30 protein-coding genes and 1 pseudogene are annotated in these 26,006 nt (G+C 62.1%); 10 read left to right on the top strand and 21 right to left on the bottom strand.

Going from position 1 to position 26,006, the window contains the following annotated elements:
• Positions 1-82 precede the first annotated feature (82 nt).
• From AC1DEK_RS28435 to paaG, 11 genes are all read right to left on the bottom strand, one after another.
• Positions 83-1,237 (bottom strand): ABC transporter substrate-binding protein, encoded by a 1,155-nt coding sequence (locus tag AC1DEK_RS28435; RefSeq protein WP_478128709.1) that lies wholly within the window; start codon positions 1,235-1,237, stop codon positions 83-85.
• Positions 1,238-1,302: 65 nt separating this feature from the next.
• Positions 1,303-1,926: a TetR/AcrR family transcriptional regulator gene (locus tag AC1DEK_RS28430; RefSeq protein ID WP_478128673.1), complete on the bottom strand. Its 624-nt coding sequence runs from the start codon at positions 1,924-1,926 to the stop codon at positions 1,303-1,305.
• A gap of 28 nt (positions 1,927-1,954) precedes the next feature.
• Positions 1,955-3,040 carry a 1,2-phenylacetyl-CoA epoxidase subunit PaaE gene (paaE, locus tag AC1DEK_RS28425; RefSeq protein ID WP_478128672.1) on the bottom strand — a complete coding sequence of 362 codons (1,086 nt, stop codon included), beginning with the start codon at positions 3,038-3,040 and terminating at the stop codon, positions 1,955-1,957.
• Between the two features lie 13 nt (positions 3,041-3,053).
• A complete protein-coding gene (paaD, locus tag AC1DEK_RS28420; protein ID WP_478128671.1) occupies positions 3,054-3,575 on the bottom strand; it encodes a 1,2-phenylacetyl-CoA epoxidase subunit PaaD in 522 nt (173 codons plus the stop codon).
• Positions 3,572-4,345 carry a 1,2-phenylacetyl-CoA epoxidase subunit PaaC gene (gene paaC, locus AC1DEK_RS28415; protein ID WP_478128670.1) on the bottom strand — a complete coding sequence of 258 codons (774 nt, stop codon included), beginning with the start codon at positions 4,343-4,345 and terminating at the stop codon, positions 3,572-3,574. Before paaC ends, paaD begins: the two co-directional genes overlap by 4 nt.
• A 34-nt stretch (positions 4,346-4,379) precedes the next feature.
• Positions 4,380-4,706 (bottom strand): 1,2-phenylacetyl-CoA epoxidase subunit PaaB, encoded by a 327-nt coding sequence (gene paaB / locus AC1DEK_RS28410; RefSeq protein ID WP_478128669.1) that lies wholly within the window; start codon positions 4,704-4,706, stop codon positions 4,380-4,382.
• Between the two features lie 29 nt (positions 4,707-4,735).
• Positions 4,736-5,749: a 1,2-phenylacetyl-CoA epoxidase subunit PaaA gene (gene paaA, locus AC1DEK_RS28405; protein ID WP_478128668.1), complete on the bottom strand. Its 1,014-nt coding sequence runs from the start codon at positions 5,747-5,749 to the stop codon at positions 4,736-4,738.
• A gap of 38 nt (positions 5,750-5,787) precedes the next feature.
• Positions 5,788-8,253 carry a penicillin acylase family protein gene (locus AC1DEK_RS28400; protein WP_478128667.1) on the bottom strand — a complete coding sequence of 822 codons (2,466 nt, stop codon included), beginning with the start codon at positions 8,251-8,253 and terminating at the stop codon, positions 5,788-5,790.
• A gap of 15 nt (positions 8,254-8,268) precedes the next feature.
• Positions 8,269-9,588, bottom strand: a complete 1,320-nt coding sequence (paaK, locus tag AC1DEK_RS28395) for a phenylacetate--CoA ligase PaaK (RefSeq protein ID WP_478128666.1) — start codon at positions 9,586-9,588, stop codon at positions 8,269-8,271.
• A 19-nt stretch (positions 9,589-9,607) separates the two neighbouring features.
• Complete coding sequence (paaI, locus tag AC1DEK_RS28390; protein WP_478128665.1) at positions 9,608-10,057, bottom strand: hydroxyphenylacetyl-CoA thioesterase PaaI; 450 nt, start codon at positions 10,055-10,057, stop codon at positions 9,608-9,610.
• A 6-nt stretch (positions 10,058-10,063) separates the two neighbouring features.
• Positions 10,064-10,864 carry a 2-(1,2-epoxy-1,2-dihydrophenyl)acetyl-CoA isomerase PaaG gene (gene paaG / locus AC1DEK_RS28385; protein ID WP_478128664.1) on the bottom strand — a complete coding sequence of 267 codons (801 nt, stop codon included), beginning with the start codon at positions 10,862-10,864 and terminating at the stop codon, positions 10,064-10,066.
• 186 nt (positions 10,865-11,050) lie between these two features.
• Between paaG and AC1DEK_RS28380 the strand changes: the two genes are divergently transcribed.
• The 3 genes from AC1DEK_RS28380 to AC1DEK_RS28370 all read left to right on the top strand — a co-directional run bounded on the left by AC1DEK_RS28380 (position 11,051) and on the right by AC1DEK_RS28370 (position 13,344).
• The gene (locus AC1DEK_RS28380; RefSeq protein ID WP_478128663.1) at positions 11,051-11,653 is read left to right on the top strand and encodes an acyltransferase; all 603 of its coding nucleotides are present in this window, start codon (positions 11,051-11,053) and stop codon (positions 11,651-11,653) included.
• Positions 11,654-11,782: 129 nt separating this feature from the next.
• Entirely contained in the window at positions 11,783-12,988 is a 1,206-nt protein-coding gene (locus AC1DEK_RS28375) for a hypothetical protein (RefSeq protein ID WP_478128662.1), read from the top strand.
• The gene (locus AC1DEK_RS28370) at positions 12,988-13,344 is read left to right on the top strand and encodes a hypothetical protein (RefSeq protein ID WP_478128661.1); all 357 of its coding nucleotides are present in this window, start codon (positions 12,988-12,990) and stop codon (positions 13,342-13,344) included. The genes AC1DEK_RS28375 and AC1DEK_RS28370 overlap by 1 nt, the downstream gene beginning before the upstream one ends.
• A gap of 22 nt (positions 13,345-13,366) precedes the next feature.
• Here AC1DEK_RS28370 and AC1DEK_RS28365 read toward each other — a convergent pair whose 3' ends face one another.
• From AC1DEK_RS28365 to AC1DEK_RS28340, 6 genes are all read right to left on the bottom strand, one after another.
• Complete coding sequence (locus AC1DEK_RS28365) at positions 13,367-14,062, bottom strand: hypothetical protein (protein WP_478128660.1); 696 nt, start codon at positions 14,060-14,062, stop codon at positions 13,367-13,369.
• Between the two features lie 29 nt (positions 14,063-14,091).
• Positions 14,092-14,439 carry a hypothetical protein gene (locus tag AC1DEK_RS28360; RefSeq protein ID WP_478128659.1) on the bottom strand — a complete coding sequence of 116 codons (348 nt, stop codon included), beginning with the start codon at positions 14,437-14,439 and terminating at the stop codon, positions 14,092-14,094.
• Entirely contained in the window at positions 14,436-15,815 is a 1,380-nt protein-coding gene (locus tag AC1DEK_RS28355; RefSeq protein WP_478128658.1) for a CHASE2 domain-containing protein, read from the bottom strand. The genes AC1DEK_RS28360 and AC1DEK_RS28355 overlap by 4 nt, the downstream gene beginning before the upstream one ends.
• A 192-nt stretch (positions 15,816-16,007) precedes the next feature.
• The gene (locus tag AC1DEK_RS28350) at positions 16,008-16,295 is read right to left on the bottom strand and encodes a cupin domain-containing protein (protein ID WP_478128657.1); all 288 of its coding nucleotides are present in this window, start codon (positions 16,293-16,295) and stop codon (positions 16,008-16,010) included.
• Positions 16,256-16,498, bottom strand: a complete 243-nt coding sequence (locus tag AC1DEK_RS28345) for a cupin domain-containing protein (RefSeq protein ID WP_478128656.1) — start codon at positions 16,496-16,498, stop codon at positions 16,256-16,258. Before AC1DEK_RS28345 ends, AC1DEK_RS28350 begins: the two co-directional genes overlap by 40 nt.
• 84 nt (positions 16,499-16,582) lie before the next feature.
• Positions 16,583-17,098 carry a CinA family protein gene (locus AC1DEK_RS28340; RefSeq protein ID WP_478128655.1) on the bottom strand — a complete coding sequence of 172 codons (516 nt, stop codon included), beginning with the start codon at positions 17,096-17,098 and terminating at the stop codon, positions 16,583-16,585.
• 116 nt (positions 17,099-17,214) lie between these two features.
• On the opposite strand from AC1DEK_RS28340, the gene AC1DEK_RS28335 reads away from it, so the two are divergent.
• Positions 17,215-18,768: a methyl-accepting chemotaxis protein gene (locus AC1DEK_RS28335; protein ID WP_478128654.1), complete on the top strand. Its 1,554-nt coding sequence runs from the start codon at positions 17,215-17,217 to the stop codon at positions 18,766-18,768.
• On the opposite strand, the gene AC1DEK_RS28330 is transcribed toward AC1DEK_RS28335, so the two are convergent.
• Both AC1DEK_RS28330 and AC1DEK_RS28325 read right to left on the bottom strand, forming a co-directional pair.
• Positions 18,761-19,105 carry an antibiotic biosynthesis monooxygenase family protein gene (locus AC1DEK_RS28330; protein ID WP_478128653.1) on the bottom strand — a complete coding sequence of 115 codons (345 nt, stop codon included), beginning with the start codon at positions 19,103-19,105 and terminating at the stop codon, positions 18,761-18,763. The two genes, AC1DEK_RS28335 and AC1DEK_RS28330, sit on opposite strands and share 8 nt — an antisense overlap.
• Before the next feature lie 118 nt (positions 19,106-19,223).
• Positions 19,224-19,598, bottom strand: a complete 375-nt coding sequence (locus tag AC1DEK_RS28325; RefSeq protein WP_478128652.1) for a nuclear transport factor 2 family protein — start codon at positions 19,596-19,598, stop codon at positions 19,224-19,226.
• Between the two features lie 105 nt (positions 19,599-19,703).
• Between AC1DEK_RS28325 and AC1DEK_RS28320 the strand changes: the two genes are divergently transcribed.
• Positions 19,704-20,711: a LysR family transcriptional regulator gene (locus tag AC1DEK_RS28320; RefSeq protein ID WP_478128651.1), complete on the top strand. Its 1,008-nt coding sequence runs from the start codon at positions 19,704-19,706 to the stop codon at positions 20,709-20,711.
• A gap of 31 nt (positions 20,712-20,742) precedes the next feature.
• Here AC1DEK_RS28320 and AC1DEK_RS28315 read toward each other — a convergent pair whose 3' ends face one another.
• Positions 20,743-21,015 carry a hypothetical protein gene (locus AC1DEK_RS28315; protein WP_478128650.1) on the bottom strand — a complete coding sequence of 91 codons (273 nt, stop codon included), beginning with the start codon at positions 21,013-21,015 and terminating at the stop codon, positions 20,743-20,745.
• Between the two features lie 503 nt (positions 21,016-21,518).
• On the opposite strand from AC1DEK_RS28315, the gene AC1DEK_RS28310 reads away from it, so the two are divergent.
• The 5 genes from AC1DEK_RS28310 to AC1DEK_RS28290 all read left to right on the top strand — a co-directional run bounded on the left by AC1DEK_RS28310 (position 21,519) and on the right by AC1DEK_RS28290 (position 25,764).
• Complete coding sequence (locus tag AC1DEK_RS28310) at positions 21,519-22,361, top strand: helix-turn-helix transcriptional regulator (protein WP_478128649.1); 843 nt, start codon at positions 21,519-21,521, stop codon at positions 22,359-22,361.
• 91 nt (positions 22,362-22,452) lie between these two features.
• Positions 22,453-22,701: a hypothetical protein gene (locus AC1DEK_RS28305; protein WP_478128648.1), complete on the top strand. Its 249-nt coding sequence runs from the start codon at positions 22,453-22,455 to the stop codon at positions 22,699-22,701.
• Entirely contained in the window at positions 22,698-23,891 is a 1,194-nt protein-coding gene (locus AC1DEK_RS28300; RefSeq protein ID WP_478128647.1) for a hypothetical protein, read from the top strand. Before AC1DEK_RS28305 ends, AC1DEK_RS28300 begins: the two co-directional genes overlap by 4 nt.
• Positions 23,892-24,095: 204 nt before the next feature.
• Complete coding sequence (locus AC1DEK_RS28295) at positions 24,096-24,896, top strand: hypothetical protein (RefSeq protein ID WP_478128646.1); 801 nt, start codon at positions 24,096-24,098, stop codon at positions 24,894-24,896.
• A 16-nt stretch (positions 24,897-24,912) separates the two neighbouring features.
• Positions 24,913-25,764, top strand: coding sequence for a restriction endonuclease (locus AC1DEK_RS28290; RefSeq protein WP_478128645.1), 852 nt, complete (start codon positions 24,913-24,915; stop codon positions 25,762-25,764).
• A 100-nt stretch (positions 25,765-25,864) separates the two neighbouring features.
• On the opposite strand, the pseudogene AC1DEK_RS28285 reads toward AC1DEK_RS28290, so the two are convergent.
• Positions 25,865-26,006 (bottom strand): annotated as a pseudogene (locus AC1DEK_RS28285) (IS30 family transposase); the annotation flags it as partial.

The following is a 26,006-nucleotide window of genomic DNA, read 5'->3' as shown; positions in this document are numbered from 1 at the left end:
GCCGGCTCCGCGGCAGCTCCCGCAAAGAGGATCCGGAGCGCCGGGCACGTTTTAGAAATAGCGCGGAACCAGCTCACGTCGTTCACTGTGCGGGTGGGATGTATTTCCAGGCGCCGTTTTCGATCTTGACCATCACGCGTGCGCGCTGGTCCAGGCCGAGGTGATCGTTCGGTGTCATGTTGAACACGCCGTGGGCACCAGGCAGCTCCTTGATCTGTTCGAGCGCGTCGCGCAATGCAGCGCGGAATTCAGGCGTACCCGGCTGTGCCTTCTTGAGCGCTACCGGAACCGCGGCAGTCATCAGCAGACCGGTATCCCAGGCGTGCGCGCCGAAGGTCGACACCGAACCCTTGCCGTAAGCGCCCTCGTAAGCCGACACGTACGCCAGCGCCGACTTCTTCACCGGATTGGAAGCAGGCAACTGCTCCGCGACCAGCACCGGACCTGCCGGCAGGAAGGTGCCTTCGACATCCTTGCCGCCCACGCGCAGGAAGTCGGCGTTTGCCACGCCGTGCGTCTGGTAGAGCTTGCCGCCATAGCCGCGCTCCTTCAGGCTCTTCTGCGGCAGTGCGGCCGGCGTGCCGGACCCCGCGACGAGCACCGCATCGGGCTTGGCAGACATGATCTTCAGCGTCTGGCCGGTGACCGACGTGTCGGTGCGCGAATAGCGCTCGTTGGCAACGATCTTTATCTTCTTCAGATCGGCCGCCTTGGAGAACTCCTGGAACCAGCCTTCGCCATAAGCGTCGGAGAAGCCGATGAAGCCCACCGTCTTCACACCATTGGCCGCCATGTGCTCGGCAATGGCGAGCGACATCATGATGTCGTTCTGCGGCGTCTTGAACACCCAGCGCCGCTTGGCGTCCATCGGCTCGATGATGCGGGCGGAAGCAGCCATCGAGATCATCGGCGTCTGGCTCTCGGCCGCGACGTCGATCATGGCGAGCGAATTGGGCGTGGTGGTCGAGCCGAGGATGACGTCGACCTTGTTCTCGGAGATCAGCTTGCGCGTGTTGTTCACCGCCGCCGTGGTGTCGCTCGCATCGTCGAGAACGATGTAGTTGACCTTCTGGCCGCCGATGGTCTTGGGCATCAGCGCGATGGTGTTCTTCTCGGGAATACCGAGCGATGCGGCAGGCCCCGTCGCCGACACGGTGACGCCGACGTTGATGTCGGCGTGCGCGAACGCCGATGCAATCAGCGCCGCGATCACGGCGAAGGGTTTGAGGTGTTTCATGCTCATGCGGTTGTCTCCGTTTTGCTGGTTTGGAAAAAATGAAAAGGTATTGATGTCCGGCTGTCTCAGGCGTCCGCCTGGACAACGGGCCGCGGAAGTCTGACACCTGGAAGCCCGCCGAGGAAGAGGTCTGCTACTACTGGCGCCATCGCGTCGTAGTCGAGCTCGCCGTCGGGCCGCATCCAGATGAACATCCAGTTGATCATTCCGAACAGCAGCATTGTCAGTGGCTTGGCGAGCGTGGTCTTGCGCAAGTCGGGGCGCAACGCCATCACCGCGTGCGCGAAGCCGGCGACGACTTTGCGCTGGGTGCCCAGCACGCGCTCGCGGTCCGTGGGCTCCATGAACTTCACGTCTTCAGTCAGCACGCGGTGTGCATGCCGCGCGCCCGCGTATTCCTGGACGAAGCGCCGGATCAACTCTCGCAGGTGCGCTTCGGGCGACAGGGCCTGCTGGTCGACATCGGCCACCAGATCCTCGAGGCGTGACACGTGGTTTTCCGCGATGCTGATCAGCAGGCTGTATTTGTCGCGGTAGTAGTGATAGAGCAGCGCTTTCGAGAAGCCGCAGGCTTCGGCCACCTGGTTCATCGACGTCGCGGAATAGCCCCGGTTGGCAAAGAGCTGCGCGGCACGATCCAGGATCATTTCGCGCTGGTCTTCATATCCGGGTGAGCGTCCGCGTGCCATGGAATTTTTTCTTTCCGGGTTGGATGTTCTAGCGTTCGTCGAACGACAGGACCACGCGCTCGCTCAGCGGATGGGCCTGGCAGGTCAGGACGAAGCCGGCAGCGATCTCGTTCTTGTCGAGCGCGAAGTTTCGCTCCATCCGCACCTGCCCTTCGACCAGCTTGGCGCGGCAGGTGCCGCACACGCCCGAGGTGCATGAGAACGGCACTTCGAGGCCCGCGGCCGAGGCGCAATCCAGAATGCTCGGCTGGTCCTTGTGGAACTCGATCTCGCGCTGAAAGCCGTCGCGAATGATGACGATCTTCGCGAGTTCGGCATCGCCGGGCCGTGCTTCGTGGATGACGGCGCCCACCGGCGCGCCTTCGGGCGCCGCGACGCCGAATCGCTCGATGTGGATGCGCTCTTCGGGCACCCCCGCCGCGAGCAGCGCCGCCTCGGCCTCGTCGTTCATCTGGAAAGGTCCGCAGATGTACGCATGGTCGATGCTGCCGGCCGGAACCACCGTGCGAAGGAACTCGCCGATCTTGTCGCGGTTCATGCGGCCCATGTTCAGCGGCGCATCGGTCGGCTCGCCCGAGAACACGTGATGCAGCACCAGCCGCGTCATGTAGCGGTTCTTGAGGTCTTCCAGCTCCTCCTTGAACATCGTCGACTGCAGCTTGCGATTGCCGTAGATCAGCGTGAAGCGCGAATGCGGCTCGCGCGCAAGGACGGTCTTCATGATCGAGAGAATCGGCGTGATGCCGCTGCCGCCGACGATGCCCACGTGCTGGCGCCGCGACTGCGGCTCGATCGGCACGAAGAAGCGGCCTTGCGGTGCCATCACGTTGATGGTGTCGCCCGGCTGGAGCTGCTCGTTGATCCAGTTCGAGAAGGTGCCGCCCTTGACCTTGCGCACGCCCACGCGCAGCTCGCCGTCGTCCACACCCGCGCAGATCGAATACGAGCGGCGCAGGTCCTGGCCATCGATGTCCTTGCGCAAGGTGAGGTACTGGCCCTGGGTGAAACCGAAGACGTCGCGCAGATCGGTCGGCACGTCGAACGAAACAATCACCGCTTCTTCGGTGTCCGGCTCGACTGCGCGCACGCGCAGTGGGTGAAACATGACGCTCATGGCATTTGCCGCTTCAGATGGGTTTGAAGTGTTCGAAAGGCTCGCGGCAGGCGATGCAGCGATACATCGACTTGCACGCGGTCGAACCGAATGCCGACAAGCGCTCGGTGTTCTTGCTGCCGCAGCGCGGGCAAGCGACCGCATCCGCCTTGCGGCCGAAGATGCGGATCGGCACGGCGCCGTCCGGCGATACCGGCCCTGGCGGCGCAATGCCGTACTCGAAGAGCTTGCGACGGCCTTCGGCGCTGATCCAGTCCGTGGTCCACGCCGGCGCGCGTTGCAGCGTGACGTAGGCGGGGCCGAGCCCGGCCTTGTCGATCGCCGCGAGGACGTCGTGCTCGATGACCTCCGTGGCAGGGCAGCCTGAATAGGTCGGCGTCAACACCACTTCCAGCTTGTCGTCATGTTCGATCACGTCGCGCACGATGCCCAGGTCGCGCACCGACAGCGCAGGCACTTCGGGGTCGAGCACTGTGGCGAGCACGTCCCACGCTTGATCGCACCGCCCGGCGACGGAGGCGGGCGACGCGGTCACCAGACGCCTCCTGGGAAGGCGCGCTGCAGGTGCTGCATCTCGGCGAGGATGTAGCCCATGTGTTCGCTGTGTACGCCGCGCTTGCCGGTGCTGCGGAATGCGGCTTCTTCGGGCTGTGACAGCTTCGCTTCTTCGAGGATGGCTTTCATGTCGGCGAGCCATCCTTCCTTCAGGTCAACCCAGCGCGGGCCGATGCCAGCGGTGTGCGCGGCGGCGTCGACCGCATCCGATTCGAAGAACTCCGGCACATAGAGCCACAGGTCCTTCAGCGCCTTCTCGATGCGTTGCCGCGATTCATCCGTGCCATCGCCCAGGCGCACGACCCAGTCGGCCGCATGCTGCTGGTGGTAGCGCGCTTCCTTGACGGCCTTGCCGGCGATGCCTGAGAGTTCGGCGTTCCTGGAGCTGTGCAAGCGTTCCCACAGCAGCTTCATCAGCGTGGCGACCATCGCGTTGCGCATCACCGTGAAGGCGAAGTCGCCGCGCGGCAGTTCGACCATCGTGAGATTGCGGTAGTCCTTCTCGTCGCGCAGGAACGCGAGCTGGTCTTCGTCGTGCCCTTGCCCTTCGATCTGGCCGGCAAGCGTCAGCACGGCGCGCGCCTGGCCAATAAGGTCCAGCGCCATGTTCGACATCGCGATGTCCTCTTCGAGGATCGGAGCGTGGCCCGACCACTCGGAGATGCGCTGCGCATGGATCAGGCAGGTGTCGCCGATGCGCAGCAAGTACTGCACGGCAGGCGTCGATTCGATGGCGATAGAGGCCGTCATTTCAATGATCCTCGAGGCTGGGGGCGAGTGTTCATCACATGTGGTCTACCGAGCCGGGCAGCTGGTAGAACGTGGGATGGCGGTAGACCTTGTCTTCCATTGGATCGAAGTACATGTCCTTGTCACCCGGGTCGCTCGCGACGATCTGGTCTGAACGCACCACCCACACGCTGGTGCCTTCCTGGCGGCGCGTGTAGACGTCGCGGGCCATCTGGATCGCCATCTTCGGATCGGCGGCATGCAGGCTGCCGCAGTGCTTGTGGTCGAGGCCCGACTTGCTGCGTACGAAGACTTCCCACAGGGGCCACTCTGTCGCGACGCCAGGTGCTTCAGTTGTTGTCGGATTGGTGCTGCTGCTCATGATCGTGTTCCTTGCTCTGTGCCTGCGAGCTATGCCGCGAGCGGTTCGGGGGCTGCGCGGCGCGCGGCGTGGGCCAGTGCGGCTTCGCGCACCCAGGCGCCGTCTTCCCACGCCTTCACGCGAGCACCGAGGCGCTCGCGGTTGCAGGGGCCGTCGCCGGCAATGACGCGCCAGAACTCGCTCCAGTCGATGGGGCCGTGGTCGTGGTGCTGGCGCTCTTCGTTCCACTTCAGGTCAGGGTCGGGCAGCGTCACGCCCAACACCTTGGCCTGCTCCACGGCGGCATCGATGAACTTGGCGCGCAGATCGTCGTTCGAAAACCGCTTGATGCCCCAGCGCATCGATTGCGCCGAATTGGGCGACTGATCATCCGGCGGACCGAACATCATGATCGAAGGCCACCACCAGCGGTCGACTGCGTCCTGCACCATCGCCTTCTGCGCGTCGGTGCCCTTCTGCATCATCGTGAGCAGCGCTTCGAAGCCCTGGCGCTGATGGAAGCTCTCTTCGCGGCAGATGCGGACCATGGCGCGCGCGTACGGCGCATAAGAGCAGCGGCAGATCGGCACCTGGTTCATGATCGCGGCGCCGTCGACCAGCCAGCCGATCGTGCCCATGTCGGCCCAAGTCAGCGTGGGGTAGTTGAAGATCGAGCTGTATTTGGCGCGACCCGTGTGCAGCGCATCGACCATCTGGTCGCGCGAAGTACCGAGCGTCTCCGCGGCCGAATACAGATAGAGGCCGTGGCCCGCCTCGTCCTGCACCTTTGCCAGCAGGATGGCCTTGCGCTTGAGCGTCGGCGCGCGCGTGATCCAGTTGCCCTCGGGCAGCATGCCGACGATTTCGGAATGCGCGTGCTGGCTGATCTGGCGCACCAGCGTCTTGCGGTAGTGCTCGGGCATCCAGTCCTTCGCTTCGATGAAGTCGCCAGCGTCGATGCGGGCGTCGAAGCGTTGTTCGAGCTGCATCTCGTCAGCGGAGCGTACGGCCTTCTTGCCGTCGCCGGGCTCTTTGCCCATCGTGTCCATGGCTTGCGTGTACATCGTGATCTCCTATCGAAGGGTCAATGCGGCTTCTGCCGTCAATACGTCAGTTGCCGGGTGGATTCGAGATGGCGATCCACATCGGCCGGTGTCAGTGCTTCGCTCTTGCAGCCGAAGTCCTTGAAGAGCGCCATCTGGTCGCTGTAGTGCGCGGCCTTGCGGCCATCGGGCGCAACGAAGCCGCTCTGTCCGGGAGGCGCCGCCGTGCACATCGAAACGCTGCCGGGCGAGAACACGATCTTGTCGTTCTGCGTACCGCGATTCATGAAGCTCGGCAGCGTCAGCAGTTCGTCCGCACTCGCTTGCGGCGCGCCGATGAAGTTGCTGGTGAGGAACACATGCTTGGTGACCGGGGTGCGCCAGCGAACGGGATCGCTGCCGTAACGCGCCGTCAGTTCAGACACCGCTTGCGCCAGCGTGCTCCGGATCATCGCGTTCTTGTCTGCGCCATTGAAGAAGTCGTAGCGCTGGGGCACCCCGGCCTTGGTGCCGAGCAGTGCGTTGTAGAGCAACTTCGAACCGTTGCCCGGCCGAATGCTGGCGACCTGCGTCGCGCCCGCATAGCCTGCGCTCGCGTAGCCGGCAAACACCTCGGGGGGCAGATCGTCGGCCAGCAGTTGCTTGTAGATGATCGGCAGCCAGGTCATCATGATCGCCGTGGCCGGGCTCTGGTAGACGCCCTGCTCGGTCGGGTCGTCGTTCTCCATGTTCCATGCGCCGAGGATCTGCGCCGCGCGCTTTGCGGGATCGCTGGCCGGCAAGCTGCGCGTCGCCTCGATGATGAACGGCACAAAGTAGCGCGCGTTCGTGTCTGCGTAGGCCGTGCTGCGATTGATGGCCCAGAGCTCGTCGCCTGTCAGTCGCGGCTTGGCTTGCAGTCGCGCAATGAATTCGTTGACCCGGTCGGCCGCGCCATAGTTGCCGCCGTCGCTCACCGCTCCAGGCGCTGACTGGTTGTTCCAGTTCGCGATGAAGCCCTGCGCCGGGTTCAGCACCTGCGGATCTTCCTTGAAAGGGCGAATGCCAAGCCACTCCATCGAGCCATCGCCGATCGCGGGCAGCCGCAGATCCTGCGAAGCCGGACGCATCGGCAGCCGGCCGGGCGAAACATAGCCGATGTTGCCGTCGGCGTCCGCGTAGTACCAGTTGATGGTGATGGCAACGCGCGAAGCCTGCGCCAGCCACTGGTCCCAGTTCCTGGCCTGCATTGAATGGATCCAGCCGAGCAGCGATTCGAGTTCATAGCCGTCCCAACTGCGCTTCATCGAGAAAGCGGTGTTGTTCGGCAGGTCGAAGTCCGTGACGATGCCATGCACGGTCGAATAGACGTCGAGGCTCTGGTCCGGCTCGCCCTTGACCTTGATGATCTCCGTGCGCTTGCCCATCGGTCGCATGGCGCCGTTGAAGAGGTACTCGTAGCGATTCGACGGGTTGAGCTTCTCCTGGTACATGTCGTTGACGTCCAGCGGACCCGCGGTCGCGCCCCAGGCGATCTTTCCGTTGGTGCCGAACAGGACGACGGGATGCGCGAAGGGCGTGTTGCCCGTCACGTCATAGCCGGCGCCATGCAGCCCGATCGCGAACACATACGACGGATTGAACCAGTTGAACTGCGGCCCGTTGATCAGCACGGTGCTGCCGTCGGTGGTCTTCTTCGGGCCTGCGATCCAGAGATTGCTCGCGATCGGCCGCTGCCACGGCTGGGCAACACCGCGCCGCGCTGCATCGACGTCGCTGCTGGACGCCAGCAACTCGGGCGAAACCGGCGCCAGATGCGCCAGTTGCGTAATCTGCGCCGAAGCTTCGTTCGCCCTTGTGGCGTCGCTCGCTGGTGCCAATGCGGCCTGCGCCCGTCCGCCGACGCGCGGAACCGTGGTCGGCGCAAGTGGGTCCTCGATCCAGCGGATCTGATCGAAGAGTTCGCGGCCGACGGCATCTCCGCGCGCCTTCTGCAATTGATTCAACAGGCGGAGATTGGCGATTTCGCTGCTCGCATTGGAGTAGCGGTTGGCCATCGTTCCGACCCAGATCATCGCGACGTCGTAGCCCGTCCAGTCGGCCTTGGGCTCGAAGCCGGCGTCGATGAACTGCTTCGGCATCAATTGGGCCCTGTCAGCCAGGACCTCCTTGACGCGCGCATTGAAGCCTGCGGCATATCCGTCGAAGATGGCCCGGTCCTCCGGCGAGAGCTTGGCCATCTGTGCCTGGATCGAAGCCGGCGTGAAAGCCGAGCGGCTGCCCTTGTCGAGCGCCACGTACTTGGGCCCCATGACCTCCGAGACTGTGCCGAGCACCGCACGACGCGCCATCTCCATCTGGAACAGCCGGTCTTCGGCAACCACGTAGCCGTAGCCATGGAACAGGCCGCGCGCGTCGTTGGCATACACATGCGGCACGCCGTAGCTGTCGCGCTTGATCGTGACCGATCCCGTCGAGGTGGCCGTGGTGGCGGCGCATCCGGCAAGCGCAAGGGCTGCGCAAAGGAGAGAGAGTTTCTTCAGCATGAAGTTGTTGGCGTTTCAGCGCGAGCGCTTGTCGATGACGCGCCGCGCCTTGCCGGTCAGCGTGCGTTCAATGCTGTCGGGCTTGAGCACATTCACGGTGGTCGAGATGCCCACGAGCGTCTTGATGCGCTGCTGGAGCCATCCCGCGATCTCGCGTACTTCCTGGTCGCCGGTCGTCGGCGCGGCGAGCGGCTGCAACTCGCACTGCACTTCCACCGTGTCGAGCAACCCATCGCGGCTGACGTTGATCTGGTATTGGCCTGAGAGCTTGGCGTGCTGCAACACGATCTCCTCGATCTGTGTCGGGAAGACGTTCACGCCGCGAATGATCAGCATGTCGTCGGAGCGCCCGACGATCTTGCCCATGCGGCGGAACGAACGTGCAGTGGGCGGCAAGAGACGCGTGAGGTCGCGCGTGCGGTAGCGAATGATGGGCAGCGCTTCTTTCGTCAGCGACGTGAAGACAAGCTCGCCCTCCGAGCCTTCGGGCAGCACTTCGCCGGTTTCGGGATCGATGATCTCCGGATAGAAGTGGTCTTCCCAAAGCACCGGGCCGTCCTTGGTCTCGATGCATTCGCTGGCGACGCCGGGGCCCATCACTTCGGAGAGGCCGTAGATGTCGACCGCATCGATGCCGGCCTTGCCTTCGATCTCATGGCGCATCGCCTCGGTCCACGGCTCGGCGCCGAAGATGCCCACCTTGAGGGAGCATTCGCGCGGGTCGAGCCCCTGGCGCACAAACTCTTCGACGATCACCTGCATGTAGCTCGGGGTGACCATGATGATCTCGGGCTTGAAGTCGCGGATGAGCTGCACCTGCTTTTCGGTCTGCCCGCCGGACATCGGAATCACCGTGCAGCCCAGCCGCTCGGCGCCGTAGTGCGCGCCCAGTCCGCCGGTGAAAAGGCCATAGCCATACGCGATGTGCACGATGTCCCCCGCACGGCCGCCTGCAGCGCGGATCGAACGTGCGACCAACGATGCCCAGGTGTCGATGTCGTTCTTGGTATAGCCGACCACCGTGGGCTTGCCCGTGGTGCCCGACGACGCATGAACGCGCGAGACCTGCTCTCTCGGAACCGCGAACAGGCCGAAGGGGTAGTTATCGCGCAGGTCCTTCTTGGTCGTGAAGGGGAAGCTGGCAAGGTCGCTCAGTTGCTTCAGATCGTCCGGATGAACGCCCTTTTCGTCGAACGCCTTGCGGTAGTGCGGCACGTTGTCGTAGGCGTGCTTGAGCGACCAACGCAGGCGCTGCAACTGCAGCGACTGGATCTCGTCGCGGCTCGCGGTCTCGATGGGATCGAGTTCACCCGGGGCGGGTTGCTTCACAGGCATGGATGTCTCCTCGGGCGGCTCACGCGGCGACGGCCGGCTTGCCCTTGATGGTGTACGAACGGCCGCGGAACACGGCGATGCGTTCGTTGCGCTGGTTGGTGATTTCGCAGTCGTAGACGCCGGTCCGGCCCGCCTTCGAGACCTCGAAGCTGCGCGCGGTAAGCACGTCACCCTCGCGGCCCGGCGCCATCAGGTCGATCGAAAAGCCCGAAGCCACCGTCAGCTCGTTGTACGAATTGCAGGCGTACGCGAAAGCCGTGTCGGCGAGCGTCGCGATCAAGCCGCCGTGGCAAATGTCGTGACCATTGAGCATGTGCTCGCGCACCGTCATCGAGATCGTTGCATTGCCCGGAGAGACTTCGGCGATTTCCATGCCGAGGCTCTTCGCGGCGCGGTCATTGGCGAACATGCGCTCGCGGACGAGTTCCGCGGTCTGTTGCGGCGTGCGGTCGGATTGGGGTGCGGTCATGGTGAATCAGCGATCGGTGAAGACGGGAGCGCGCTTTGCGCCGAAGGCAGCAACGCCTTCGAGGTAGTCGTGTGCGCGGCCCAGCTCGGCTTGGACGACGGCTTCGCGGTCCAGCGCCTGGTCAAGCGTGAGGTGTTGCGCTGCATCGATGGCGCTGCGCGTCGCGGCCAGCGCCTTCACCGGCATCGCGGCGAGGCGCACTGCGAGATTGCGGGCCTCTTCGGCCAGCGCTGCATCGTCGACGCACTTCCAGATCAGACCAATGCGCTCGGCTTCGGCAGCGCCGAGCTTGTCGCCCAGCATCGCGAGCCCCATGGCGCGCGCGCGGCCCACGATGCGCGGCAGAAGCCACGTGCCGCCCGTGTCGGGCACAAGGCCGATCTTTGCGAAAGCCTGAATGAAGCTCGCGGATTGACCCGCCAGCACGAGATCGCAATTGAGCGCCAGGTTCGCACCCGCGCCGGCCGCGACACCGTTCACCGCGGCGATCACCGGAAACGGCATTGATTTCAGCCGTCGCACGAGTGGCTTGTAGAGGATCTCAATCGCGCAGCCCAGATCCTTGGGCGGCTCGCCGGCAGGTGACGGAGCGACCATCGGGTCGGCAAGATCCTGGCCGGCACAGAAGCCGCGGCCCGCACCCGTCAGGATCAGACAGCGGACTTCGGCATTCGACGCCGCCGCATCGAGTGCAGCGCGAAGCTGCTCGTGCATGGCACCGGTGAAGCTGTTGAGTGCGGCGGGCCGGTTCAGCGTGAGCGTCAATACCGGGCCGTCTTGCGATGCAAGGACGAGTGAATCGGACAAGCTTTGTCTCCAGTCGTGGGCGCAGTCGAGAGGTGGGGCCGATCTGTGTCACGAGTATTGTTGACCGACCGGTCGGTGAATCATAAGATCCACACCAGCCGGGCGCAAGTCAAAAGACCCACGGGGAAACCCGCATATCTGCCGACGATCCAGACGCCCCTTCCCGTCAACTCAAAGGAGACAGCCTTGCCTTGCTATTCGATCGAAGAAGTGGTGCCGGTCATCGACCCCAGCGCCTATGTGCATCCGACAGCCGTACTGATCGGTGACGTGATCGTCGGCCCCGGCTGCTACGTCGGGCCGTGCGCGGTGCTGCGCGGCGACTTCGGGCGCATCGTGCTCGAGCGCGGCTCCAACCTGCAGGACACGTGCGTGATCCACGGCTTCCCCGCGCATGACACCGTCGTCGAAGAAAACGGCCACATCGGCCACGGCGCAGTGCTGCACAGCTGCATCGTCAGACGTGACGCACTGGTCGGCATGAACGCCGTCGTCATGGACGAGGCCGAAGTCGGCGAAGCAGCCATCCTCGCGGCCTGCGCCTTCGTTCCGGCCGGCAAGAAAATCCCTCCGCGTTCGCTCGCCGCCGGTATTCCTGCCAAGGTGATGCGCGAGCTGAGCGATCAGGAAGTCGCGTGGAAGCTGGAAGGCACGCGCACCTACCAGGACCTCACGCGGCGCAGTCTTGCGAGCATGAAGGAAGTCGACGCGCTGCCCGCTGTCGAGGCCAATCGGCCGCGCGTCAATGCGCCGGATGTGAAGCCGTTGATTGCGACGAAGCGCGGGTAGCTTGGTCAGCCGGCGGGCATCATTCGACGCAGCGTAGGGGCACTCACACAGTATTCTTGCGAACCAGTCCTCCGCGGCGAAAGGATCAACGTGCCAATACGAGCGCTGCAGTTCTTGTGTCGGCGAAAAGTGCCGCCCCCGCCCGCGTTGACCTTGCTGGAGTACATCCAGCAAGAAGCCTGGCGAGAGGCTGGCTTTCTCGCCCGGGTTGACGACCCGAGCTTCGCCTACTCCGCCCAGTATGTCGTGCCGCATGAAGTGGAGATCTCGATACTGGAACTCATCACGATGGGTGGCCAAGGCCCCATTGAACTTCGGGGCCCCTCGCCCCCATCGCGCTTCCAGGAGAAGTTGACCTTCCCTCTTCTGGAGGCGGCCTACCGCAGGCTGAATGCAGCCGGCGCCATTCCCGCCGGCATCGTGCTGGGTGATTCGCTGCTGATGGGCACCGCGCCGCTGGCCTCCATCTACCCCAGCGTGACTCGCAATGACCTGGACGGAAAGACTGCCGTCGTATTCAGCACTGGGATGTTGGTCCTGCACATGCTCATCGGTGAGGTGCTTGCGCGCGCCGGAGACGGCCGCCCTGTGCAACCCACCGACCTGGAAAAGGTTCTTTCCCAGAGCACAGCGATGGACCTCCAGAGAGCGGCGACCACGCTGCATGGCGTTGCCGAGTCGCTATTCGGCCTCGTCACGCAGAACTGGCCGTATCCGGAGCACGGCGTCGACTACGCAAGCATGAGGAGCCACCTGTTCGCAGCCGAGTTCTTGTCGGATGCCTTCGCCTTTTGTCTTTTGCATGAGCTGTCGCATCTGTCGCTGGGTCACTTCTCCGGCGCTGCCGGCTTGGGGTCCTTGCAGCAGCGAGAGTGCGATGCGGACGTGCACGCGCTAAGGGGAACCTTGTCCAGCCACCAGCCGGCCAACAACACGATGCCTGCGCTCATTGCCGTCCTGGTGATGTTCGAAACCATGAGCTTGATCTATCGAACCATCAACTACCTGGCGTTTCGCATCGACTACTCACTCCTGCCGGAGGCCTTCATGGGCCATCTCTACTTCAGGGCCCATGGTGACGACATGCATCCACATCCCCGTACTCGTTTGACGTTCCTGGTGATGCAACTCAAGGCCGCACATCCCGACCTTGCCGATCGGATCGACACGATCTCGCGTCATTGCCATATCTTCTTCGACAACATCTGGACCATTGTTGCGGGGCACTTCCCCGCGCAAAATGTGGCGCTCTCTCCGACCTGGCGCGCGGTCGTGGAACTGCACCGAAGGGCGCACACCGCTCCCACCATGCCTTCATCAACCAAGGAGACGTGATGACCTGGATACTCATTGTGGGAATCGTCATTTCGGCCGTCATTGCCTACTTTGTGCGCGGCAAGCCTCAGCTGGCGGCGGTGACAGGAATTCTGACCAGTCATGGGTTTTCCGCGGATGCCATCGACGCAATCCGGCAGGCACCTGGAGGCGAGGAGATCACCGTGACACTGGCCGACGGACGCAGCTTCAAGACCACCGCCGCCGAGGCCTCAAAACGCCTGCAGCCGGCATCCGAGGGAAAGCCCCCGACCTGGCTGGAGAAGGGCTCCTCGAATTTGGTGTCGCTCGTCCTCTTTGTGTTGGGGTGCGGCGTGTCCTACGTCTTCTACTATCTCAGCTTGCCGAAGGCGTAAGCGGCGCCGCGGTAGCACCCCGCTACAAGCCCTTCAAGACCGTCGCAACCGTCTTCAACGTCTTCGACGGCATCCACGTGTTGCGCATGTAGAGGTCAATGAGGTCCTTGGGAGGAACGCCGACGAGACGGCTGGCCACGATGCGTTTTTCGCCATCCGCAACATTCCATGCGCCCCGCCAGATCGCGCGAAGGGTTCGCACCCCGTCGACCATCACGCCCACCGTCTTGGTGCCGAAGGTATCCCACAGGTCATCCCCTGCGTCGTAGGCATCGACGATCGACAGTGGCTTGATGGCCTTGAAGGTGCGCTGCATCAGTCGCACCGTCTCGACTGCCGCCGCGTGGCCCGTCGCTGGTGTCCTGGCTTGGCTGGCTCCCGACGAGAGCGCCTTCTGAATGCTGTCGAGAAAAGTCACCGCATTCCGGCGCAGCATCGTCTCTTCATACTCGGTGTGCACGCCAGCGCCGCGGTTGGGTTTTCCGTTGTCTTGAGGCTCGCCATCGTGCAGGTATCCTGGCGCGTGGGTCGCGAACCAATCCTTCTCGTGGATCAGGTAGCGCCCCACGGCGGTACCGACGACATTGGGGAGGTGGGCCAAGTGGACGTGATAGTGCTGGCGCGCTTCCAGGAGATCCGACAGCGTCAGCAGCATGTAGTTTCGCTGCGGCGGGAAAACGTCGAGGCCGCTGATCCGGCTGCTGTTGGCGATGGTCATTGCCTTCTCCCCACAGCCTCTTGCGTTGACTAGTCCTGCTTCATCTTGTTCGAATCGCTCTGTTTGGCCCGCGCTTTGCTGCTGGTGGCTGCCTCCGCCCGCCGGGCTTCCGCCTTTGCGCTCTCTTTGGCTGAGCCGGTCATGGCACCCATCGCGGCACCGGCCGTGGCGCCGGCGGTGGCACCGGCAGCTTCGCTTTCCTTTTGAGTCTCTGGCTTGTTGCTCACACCACCTGCCTCATCGCCTGGCGGTCGTTGATGTTTGGGCGGAGCGGTCTCCGTTTGACCATTGGCGCTGACGGTTGCGACCACAGCCGCCAAGGCAATACAGGCTCGCGCAAGAAGCCCGAAAGCTAAACGAGGTCTGTCGACGTTCATGCTGAGCCTCCGTCCTTGGTTTGCGAATTGACACCACTTGTGTCGGGGTGAGCGTGGGCTGATCCAAACAATCCTGTGCGTTCCCCTGCCCACCAAATAAGCTTCATGACGACCAGCGCGCTCACTCCCAATGGTGAAACGTAGTAGCCGGTGCTCCTTATGGTCAAAGCGAGCAACAGCAGAGTGATGCACGCCACGGACACGAAACGCGCAATCGCCACCAGGGCAGTCTTGTGCGAAAGCGCCCAATCTACTGCGAACAGGAACAAGATTCCGAAAACAATATCGACGAGAGCCGGCGCGGGGGGGAAGAATCTCTCGTCCAAAAGTGCTTCAAGTGCGTTCGCCTGCAGATCGACGCCGGAGATGTCTCCGATGACCGTGCTGTGTCGGTCGACACCCCGTCCGACCTCGCCCACGAAAACCACCTTGCCACGGAGGCGGTCCAGATTTTGAAGAGAAGGCTTCAGATCAAGGCATCGCTTTGCCAGACTCCGATCGCTGGACGGCATCGGAAGGCACAGCAAGTCTCCTGATCGCACGAGCACAAGATTCTCGGGCCGTATCAGGCTCATATAGGGTGATTCGCCGCTCCCCTTGAGGTGCTTGAGGACGGAGGAGTCATCCACAAGCCTGGGCTCGCGGAGGAGCGCCGATTGCAGGGCAAGTCCGTTGACCCATTCCTCCGATCCCCCAGGCTGCACCTTGACGGTCCATCCGAGAGCGAGCCTTTCGGGTGTACGGTCTGTATTGAGGATGCCGACCGTCAGCAGCGGGGACGAAGCGAAACCCAACGACGGAATGACATGGGCCGCAGTTCTATCGCCGCTCGGCGTCGGAGGAGCCTCCTCGATACCCATCCCGAGAATGATCGGGACGTGCAATACCGTGGTGACATGCGATATCGCCTGCTGCAGCCTTTCGGTCGGATCGTTTGACGCCATTGGTTCGCATCCAAGCGGCAGAAAGCGCCGGTCGAGCACGATGACATGCGGCGCAAAGCCCGCCAGAACAGGCAAGAGATCCGCAAAATATTTTCTTTGCACGCATGAATTGTTCGGAAAATATTCTGCGGTCGGGTCCGACCTCGGGTCTATGTGCACCACGGTGCTGAACTTTGGCGAAAGCGCTCGGGGGTACGCCGACACCATCAGCTGATACCAGCTTTGACCAGCGATGACGACGTTGGCGACCCTTTCGCCAAGAATTTGGTGCTCGATTTGCTGCTCGATGCCGTACGCCAGTGTCTGCAGGGCAATGACTGCTGCGACTTGAAGAATCTTGGGCCACGGCTCCCGCGTTGGCTTGTTCAATCCCAAAGGGCCCAACACGACCTTGAAGGCCCGGGCGATCTTCGTGCGAATGTTGAAACTCATCGCAGTTGCCCTTTGAAGGGTTTGAGTTGGAGATCTCAGGCGACGCACCGAATCCAACTCTACCCTTGGCAATCTCGGCGACGCAATCTATCTAAAGGTCGAACCTCGCGTCAGGGCTGCGGGCATCAGCGGCCTCTCCGAGGATTGATTTCAGATCGAGACTCCGCAGCAGAATTCTCCGATCCATCTCGTCTAAGGCAGGGAAACTCCAACCGCCGCCGCCGCGGCTCGAATCTGGGATGGCCAATTGATGTTGCCGGGATCACGGCCGCTTGCCATGCCCATGAGGTAGGCCGGCTCCGCCGCGATATTCCTGAATCCGCGCGACACACCGGGCGGTATCGAGATCGTGTCCCAGGTCTCCAGCACCACATTGCGTTCGCCAGCGGGACCCCAAAAGACCTCCCACCGACCCGACAGTGCGACGAACACTTCCTGCGTCAGGTGGTTGTGCAGCGGCGCAGACTTGCCGGATTGCAACAGACAATGTTGAGATGAAAGCCCTCTGCCGCGAGCGGCGCCGCCGGTGGCGTACCCAGCACGCGCCAGGTGGTTCGCTCGCAACCGGGGATGCCTGCATCGGCGTAGTCGTCCGTGGGTTGAAGTGAACGGAAACGCGCAACTCGGGCCTCCATTTCAGCGACCGTGGGGTTGGCGTCAGTGATCGGGGCTGTAGGCGACATGACTTGCTCCGCGTGATTCGGGGGATCCACGTAGTCTTGCATTCTTGGGCTTTGACATCCAGCCCCGGGAGCGCGTGCCGGCGTTCAGCGATCGGCGGCGAGCAATGTCTCTTCGAAGAGCACAAGAAGATGACGCGCGAACAGGTCCATGTTCGCCGCGCGGTCGTCATTGCCGGTTGCGATGGTCTTGCTTGCCGAAGCTGCGCCGACGACTGCGATGCACACGTGGCCTGGCGCATCGCCATACGGACTGCCCGATGGGCCGGCAGCGCCGCTTTCACTGATGCCCCACGAGGCGCGATGCATGTCGCGGACCTTGCCAGCGACCATCAGCGCGTAGGGCTCGGTTTCGGCCCGCATGCCTGCGACGTCATCCGGCGTGAGGCCGAGCAGCGCCTTGCCCGCGCGCCTGGAATAGACGACCGCGCCGCCGAGGAAGTAGCTCGATGCGCCGGGGACCGCAAGAAGCGCGGCTGAAACAAGGCCGCCGGCGGAAGACTCGACAACGGCGACCGTTTGCTTGCGCTCCTTCAACGCGGCGCCAACGCGCTGCGCGATCTCGGCGAGTGAAGGGAGAGTGGTGCTGTTCGGTGTGGCCATTACTGATGATCCAGCAAAAAAGGTGCTCAAGTTTCGCCCGGTTCTGCCGATAGGGATCACATATGGAGGCGGGATCCGGATTCCCTCGACCGTCCTTCATCAAGGGAGAAACTTTCATGAAACTCAGCATCAAGCTTCCACTGGCCTTCGCAGCCGGCGTTGCGCTGCTTCTGGCAGCGGCGCTTTCCGGGATGTTTTTTCTCAACCGCTCGCTCGACACCTATGGCAACACGGTGCAGGCCCGAGTCGCCGACGAGCGCGCGATCACTCAGATGCTGTTGACCTTCAAGGCTCAGGTCCAGGAATGGAAGGACACCTTGCTGCGCGGCAAGGACCCCGCCGAACTGGCCGACCACTGGTCGGCCTTTGAAAAGCAGGAGACCGCCGTGGCGACCGCCGCCAAGGCACTGCAGGTGTCCCTTCCGCCGGGCGAGGGCCTTGAGCTGGTAAAAAAATTCGCAGACGCCCACATCGCGATGGGCTTGGCCTACAGGAAGGGCTTCGAGGCATTCAAGACCAGCGGATTCGAGCCACACGCAGGCGATGTGGCCGTCGCCGGCGTCGATCGCGAAGCGACAAAATTGCTGGGCGAAGCGGCACGCCGCATCCAGACGGACAGTGCGGTGGTCGCGGCACAGGCGGCCGAGGACGCGAACAACGCCTTCTGGATCAGCCTGTCGCTCATGCTCGGCGTGTGCGTGGTCGGCGGCGTGGCCAGTGTGCTCTTCAGCCGCACGATCACCCGGCCGATCGGTGAGGCCGTCATGATCGCGCAAGTGGTCGCAGGCGGCGACCTGACGAGCCGGATCGAAGTGCGATCGAAAGACGAAACCGGTCAACTGATGCAGGCACTCAAGGCCATGAACGAGAGCCTGAGTACCGTCGTCGGCGAAGTGCGCCGTGGCACCGGCACCATCGCGAGCGCAACCACCCAGATCGCAACGGGCAACCAGGACCTGTCGTCGCGCACCGAAGAGCAGGCCAGCTCGCTGGAACAGACAGCGGCGTCGATGGAGGAACTCACGACGACAGTCAAGCAGAACGCGGACAACGCACGGCAGGCGAATCAACTGGCGGCGCAGGCATCGGAAGTGGCGGTGCGAGGCGGCGACGTGATCGGTCAGGTGATCGACACCATGGAATCAATCAACGCGTCATCCAAAAAGATCGTCGACATCATCGGTGTGATCGATGGCATCGCCTTTCAGACCAACATCCTGGCGCTCAACGCAGCAGTGGAAGCCGCCCGTGCGGGCGAGCAGGGCCGTGGCTTCGCGGTTGTGGCTTCGGAAGTTCGCGGACTGGCACAGCGCTCGGCGGCGGCGGCCAAGGAAATCAAGGGTCTGATCGACGATTCCGTCGGCAAGGTCGAAGCGGGCAGTTCGCTGGTGGACGACGCCGGCCGCACGATGGAACAGATCATGGCCAGCGTGCGCCGTGTGACGGACATCATGGGCGAGATCAGCGCGGCGAGCCAGGAACAGACCTCGGGCATTGAACAGATCAACCAGGCCGTGACACAGATGGATCAAGTGACCCAGCAGAACGCGGCGCTGGTTGAAGAGGCTTCGGCGGCGGCGCAGTCGCTGCAGATGGAGGCCGGGAGCCTGGTGCGGGCAGTGAGTGTTTTTACGTTGGCGCCGGGGCATGCGGACCCAGCGGTCACCTGAGGCCGCTATTGTCGAACCCGCGGCCGTTCAGAATGTGTTCGTAGCCCTTGGTGCCGTAGGTCGCCAGAACCTCCGACACCACCACCTGATAGCCCGCCAGCCAACGCGAGCTTGCAGACTTGGCCTTCAGGTGATCGGCATTCGCCATCAGTTCGCGAAGCCCTTCTCTTCCCTCCCAGTAGTACACCGTGCAAACCTTTCCGCTTTGCGTGTTCTCCCAACTTTCTTCGCCGATGAACCCCGAAGTGGCCTTGGCCGCTTGCGCGATCTGATCGTCCAGTTGGTAGTACTCGTCGTCGAAATCGCCTTTGTTGAAGATGAATGAAGCGGAAATCATTGTGTGTGGAACGGGAGAGAGAGAAGGGCACTGCGCACTTCGCGGAGCGCGAGTTTATGAGCGGCACGACACAGGGGCATCGGCCGCTCCATTCTTCATTCGAAGTTCACTCGAAGCTTCACTCGAAAGCACGCACGATGAAGGACGCCTTGTTCGCTATGAGCCAACTTCCCTCGATCTTGTGCAGAACGAAGTGATCGTTGAAAAGCCTGTTTCCAACCCGCGCCCTCACTGTCGCTGTTGAAAGAATGTCCGAAATGTTCTCCATGGAGAGAACCGCTTCATCCCTGGGCGCGCCGGTTGATCGAGGACTCGGCCTCCCGTGGATGAGCGCCGAATAGTCCGGAGACGACATGGAGTTGAGCTGGCCTTCTTGAATCCACTGGACAAGACAGCTCGGGTGGAAGACTTTATTGAAGTCACGGCTCGTAGGCTCGTACGCCAAATTGAAATAGTCATCGATCAAGGCGAGTACGGCTTGGGTCTGGGTCATTTGCTGACTTTCCTGAAGTGTCGAAAGGACTCGTATAGTGAAAGATCCCTCCGCGCTCGGCTACTGCGAAGCGGTTATCGCTGCCATTACAGGAACACATAGATCATGGAAGACCTCGATGGAGGACTTGTCAGCGGCTTGCTTGCCCTTGCCGCGGTAGCCGAATCCAAGAGCTTTGGTCGCGCCGCTTCTCGCCTGGGCAAGACTCAGCCCGCGGTGAGTCGCGCTGTTCAACGATTGGAGGACCGCTTGCGCGCCAAGCTCGTGCATCGCACCAGCCGACATGTTGAAGTCACGGACGCTGGGCATGCGCTGCTGTCAAAGGTGCTGCCGTTGCTCCAGGGAATTGAAGAGGCGACTGCGGGCGCTTCGGGTGAAACCTCAGTCGTCAACGGAACATTGCGCGTTGCGTGTGACGCCGTGTTTGCGCGCCTTGTGCTGGCACCGGAGTTGGCGCAGTTCTTGAAGAATCATCCTGCACTTGAATTGAAGCTGGAGACCCGAAACGACCTGTCGGATTTGGTGAGCGACGGATTCGATCTCGCCATTCGGTTTGGACCACCCTCGGTTTCAAGCTTGGTCTGTCGCAGGCTCTACAGTCCGCGAGTCCTGACAGTGGCCGCGCCGTCATATCTTGCGCAACGCGGCCGACCCAACTCGCCGAAGGACCTCGTCGATGACGGCCATGAATGCATCCACACCATCGATCCGGCGACCGGCAGGCCCTTCGAATGGGAGTTCTGGCGTGGCAACGAGAAGGTGAAGGTCGCCGTCAAGGGGAACCTGACAGTCACGGATGCGGGAACCAAGATCGGCGCCTGCCTTGCGGGCTACGGCATCGCGCAGGTGATCGATCTCGGAATCGACATGCATCTGCGCGCGGGCACGCTGGAGCCTGTTCTGACGGACTGGCCCGGCGAGACCTTTCCTCTTTACGTGTACTACCCCAGCCGGAGCCACGTTCCGGCCAAGGTAAGAGCGTTCATCGACTTTGTGGCGAGCATGATGCCCGGGCAGCTATCAGAGAGCCGCGACGACGCGCGCCAGCGGCCGACATCCGTATTCGAATCGGCGCTTCACGTGGTGGGTCAAGCCAGGAGCGGCATACGGTAGTGCCGCGTGTGCAGATCGCCTCTCCTGGTGCCTAGTGGCGCGGCATTGAAGCGATGCTGATCTTTGCAGCTTTGGCGCGGCGCTCGAATTCAGAGTTGATCAGTGCTACCAGCGCTTCCACTTCGCCGCGAAGATCGTCGCGCTCGGGCGTGTTCGGAGTTCGCACATGAAGCAGCAGGTTGTGAACACATGCGATTGCGCGATACGCCTCTCTTAGTGCGCTGAGATCGGCTTCGAGGGTTGAGCGTTCGTCTGAGGGGGGTGCGGTCGGGTGGCGCGCGAGCGCGCAAGTAGGGTGGACCATGAATGGCCTCCAAGGATTGCGGTTTGCTACAACCGCCGCGCCCGCTTCCAAACGGAGGGCGGCAGCTCGAACGGGTTGGAAGACCGGGCAATCCAAGGAAAACCGGCGAGCCTTGCGGCTCCCCGTCCGAGCCGCCAAAACTCGGCGGCGCAACAGCGAAGCCGCACACCCTGTACAGATGATTGCGGCTTGCTTTCTCAGATTGCTTCGGGCTTCCAAACCCGATCACGCCTTTGTTTGACGTGACGGAGCCAGTATATCGACACGTGCAAGTGCGATGCGAAGAAGCGCGAGCCAGTTTTGTTAGCCTCGGCGAATGAAGAGAGACGCGCTGAGAATCCATGCCCGCTGAATCACCCCGCAACGCCATTGCCCGGCAATGGGAGCTTCTCCGATGTCTGCCATCTCACGCACCAGGAAAAAGTGCAGGCGCGATCCAGGCGGAACTCGGCAGCGCCGGATACAGGGTCACCAAGCGAACCATAGAACGTGACCTTGAGGGTTTGGCGAACATCTTTCCAATCACGCACGGAGGGGCGCCGCCGTTTGACTGGCACTGGGTGAGAGGCGGCGCATTCGGGCTTCTCGGCCAGTCAATCACCGACGCGCTGTCTCTTCATCTCGTCGAACGCTATCTGCAACCCATTCTTCCTGATGCAGTTCGGCATCAATTGAAGCCGGCCTTCGCCTTGGCAGCGGCAAAGCTCGGCGCTCAAGAGAAGAGCAACCCGATGGGCGGCTGGCCGTCCAAAGTGGCCGTGGTCAATACCGGTTTGACGGTGATTCCGGCGCCGATTGACGCGACAGTGCTCCGCACAGTGCAAGAAGCGTTGATGGCGGCCGAACAGGTCGAGGTCTCATACCTGAAGGCGGACGCCGAGGCCCCAAAAGCGCAGACTCTCCATCCATTGGGCATGGTGCTCTGCGGCCCCACGACCTACTTGGTCGCGACCGCATTCCGCCATACATCGCCGCGCCTCTATGCAATGCACCGCGTCAGGGAGGCGCGACGTCTCTACACGCCGGCGAGGTTGATTCCCCGCTTTTCGTTGCAGACCTACATCGACGATGGAGGATTGCAATTCGGCGACGGACAACGCATTCGCTTCAAGGCTCGGATTTCACAGCGACTCGGGGCGGTGATGGCGGATGCCAAGCTCGACGCGGGGCAGAAGCTCGAACCTATTGAAGGAGGCTTCTTGCTCAAGGCGACCGTGCCTTCCAGCTGGAAACTCAGGTGGTGGATTCTTTCGAAGACCGGGGACATCGAAGTGCTCGCACCTTCGGATTTGCGTGCCGAAATCGGAGCGTCACTGACTGCGGCTTCGACGCTCTACGCGGGCTGAATTAGGGTGCTGCAGTGAATCGCTGCGTGTGCGACGCATTTTGTCGCGCTCGGTATCTAGTCTCACAGGCATCCAAACTCCTGGAGGCTCAATGCTTCAAATCTTTCTCATTGTTTGCGGGCTTGCCATCAGCCAGCAGGTCGCTCAAGCGGTCTCAGCCGGGCTTCCGCGTGGAAGGCTTTCCTCCTGGTGTTGGTCGTTTGCCGTCCAGTACGTGATTTGCCTCACGGTGCTGGTGTTTCTCGACCACTCACCGCTGCGAGACGCGATGTCTCCGGCGATAGCCTTGACCTCGTTTGTCCGGATCTTCTACTTCATCAAGAACCTAAAGAATCAATGAGCCGCAACAAGAACGCCGAGATCCAATCTTCGAGCGCCAACGGTGCTACGCGACCCGATGACCGTTGGGGCGGCCGCCGAATTCGTTGGGGCGCTTTGCTAGCCGGCGCCCTGCTCGCGTCGGTCTGCATCACCTATCTGAGCGGCACCGCGAACTATGAAGAACGGTTGACTGACATCGCAGCTTCGCGCGGTCTACCCATGGCTGCATACAAGGCCGCAGGCAATTCACCAAAGCTGAAGGAGCTCTTTCTCGAGGCAGCTGCAGATCGCGAACTCACCGGCAAGCTGGAACTTGGCTTGCTCAAATACGGCGACCGTGCGCGCGCCGTGTTCGAGATGTTCGGCGACGATGCACCGTTTCAAGAGATTCTCAGGCAGTACGGCGAAGGCGTGGTCCCTGTCGTCGATTACTTCATGGAGACGGACATGCTGATTCTCAAAGGGGGGTATTGGGCGCACGGGCAAATGCGAGACGCTTGGCTGGCAATCAGAAAGGCAATCCTGGACAAGCAATCTAAGCCGGATCAGGCCAACCACTTCCCCTACGGTCCTCGTTATCGCGGTATCTATGCAATCGAGGCAATTCACGTCGATGGACATCACTTCCTGGGGCAGTTCGTACTTGATAAAGACGGTCACGTTCAGCGGGTCCAGACAGATCGCATCCTGGAAACGATAAAAAAGATCTTTGCCGGTGGACTGATCGAACTGGAATCGAAATATGACTCAGGAGATCGAATCCAACTAACGGATATTGCCTGGGCCGGTGCCGATCTGCTTTCGGTGTTCGGCGTGCCCAAGGCCCTGAAATTTCTCGGCGGTGGCGGAAAGGCCATCGAAGAAGCCGCCATAGTGCGGCGCACGACGCTGATGGGCCGCGGTGTACTTCTCGGCGAGTCGGTTGGCAAGCACGTCGCGGGAGCGGGCGCCAAACTCGCCGCGGTCTATCTGGTCGTGCGTCACCCCAGTCTGCTAAGTGGCGTGTTTCGCGCGCTGGGGCTACTGGCAGGATTGCCTCCATGGATATCAATCCTGATCGGCTGGTGGGGGGCGGCTTTTCTGGCGATGCTCGCGATCATTCCGATGCTGCGGGGGGCGACGCTACTGATAACGCCCATCCGCTGGATCGCACAGGCGGCGGCGTGGATGGTACCGAAACGGTCCGCAGCAAGCCGATCGCCCACTTGAGCCTGCGGGCCAAACCACTCCAACGTGCTGACGGCTTCTCCCAAGACATGAGTGATTGCGGAGAAGCTCAGGCGCGAATGGAGCGCCCGCATAAACATCATCAATTTTGATGAGTTGTTTTGCAGGAACGGTGCGACTTAGTTCCGCCATCCATTCGGATGCCCATGCCAGTATTCATCGTTATAAAACCAACGATGAGCCAGCATGAAGACGAAGAACAAGAAGTCTCACCCAGCCAAAGCAATCCTTGTCGCCGTTTCGGTGACGCTCGGATCGAGCGGATGCACGACGATGGTTGCGTATTCCGCCAAGCCCCACGAGCCCGTGCAAACAGTGAGATACACGCAAGGTGTCGGCACCGTCATCGAAAAGCATGAAACCCATGAAGTGTTCATGTATCCGACGTTCAGGACACAAGGCACTGCGATGCCGACCTTCACGATTGGGTACGCGAACAACGGCACTCAGCCGGTCAACTTCACGCCCGACAACATCAAGGCCTATTTCCGCGGACAGCCGGTCCCGATTTATACGTATACCCAGCGTGTCGCGGAGATTCAAAGCGAGAAGCAAAGCAAGCAGATAGCGCTTGCGATTGTTGGCGGACTGGCGGCGGGAGCCGCCGCGTACGGCGCCTCTCATCAGACCTATCAAAGCAACTACTCAGGATTCGTGTCCGGAAGACGCGGCGTAACGACTTTCGCTGGCACCAATACCGTTCAGGTGTATGACCCCCTCGCCGGAATCGTCGCGGGCGCTGCCATTGGTGGAGCGACGGGGCTGGGCATCAGCCAGATCGAATTCAATGCACAGAACCAGGAGCAGGCTGCGAACTCGATTCTTCAGGAAAACACCGTGGACCCGCTGCATATGGTTGCCGGTGAACTCATGTTGAAGAACTGCTGCGATCCTTATCCCAATCCCAACGACATGCTTCGGTTTGAAGTGACTGCGAACGGCACGACTTCGGTATTCGAGTTCCAGCGGAAGAAGGTTTCGCAATAAAGAACGAGGAGTAGACATGCCGCGACGCAAGAAGACGAGCCCGCTGGACGACATGATTGACCTTGTGTCGATGCTGCCCTGGTGGCTCGGCGTTGCACTCGCCCCTGTGAGCTATCTCTTCATGCATGCGTGGGCTGGTCGGGTCGTGTCGGACATGGTGAGCCGGCCGCAAATTACCTCGAGCCTTTTCTACGCGTTGGCATTGGCTGGGCAGTACCTGCTGCCTTTCGTGTGCCTCGCCGGTGCGGCCGTGAGTGCGTGGCGCCGCCGCCGCAGGAAGGAACTGGCAGACAGTGTGGCCGCAGCGAAGGCGCCGGACATCTTGGGGAAGATGAGTTGGCGTGAGTTCGAAATCCTTGTGGGCGAAGGCTTCCGGAGGAAGGGCTTTCAGGTTGAAGAGCTGGGCGGTGGCGGGGCCGATGGCGGCGTCGACCTTGTGTTGCGCAAAGCTGGCGAGAAGCATCTTGTTCAGTGCAAGCAATGGCGGGCGTTCAAGGTGGGCGTGCAAGTCGTGCGGGAGTTGTATGGCGTGATGGCGGCTGAAGGTGCGGCGGGTGGGTTTGTGGTGACCTCTGGGAGATTCACCGACGAAGCGCGGGCGTTTGCTGAGGGGCGCAACGTCAGGTTGGTGGATGGTGAGGCGCTGATGTTGTTGATTGGATCTGTGCGTGGGGGTGAGCAGTGTGGGTCTACGCGGGTGGCGGAACAGAAGTCCGCGTTCGCCGGCACGTGGGCGACGAGCTCGCTGCCTCCAGCTTGTCCGAATTGCGCGGGCGCTATGGTGCGCAGAACCGCGAGAAAGGGCGCACAGGCCGGAAACTCATTCTGGGGATGCGCAGCGTATCCGAAATGCAGGGGAACGGCCTGAAGAGCTTGACCGTGCCACGTTGGCTCTTTCCCCCAACGGCAGGGTTGCAGGGGAACTGCTGTTAGGCGGCACACCTAGACTTCCGAGTTCGGCTGCGGATTCAACCGGTCGATGCAACGGTTTGGCTGAACATCTCAGCCGGTGTTCGGAAGTTGAGAGTCTTCCTGGGTCGCTCGTTTAATCTTCTCGCCAACGCATTCAGCTTGGCTTGCGAGTAGGTCGAGACATCAATGCCCTTGGGG

It is taken from the genome of Variovorax sp. 10N420 (genome assembly GCF_056394705.1).
The sequence above is the reverse complement of the archived record's forward strand: the minus strand, read 5'-3'. Positions and strand labels throughout refer to the sequence as shown.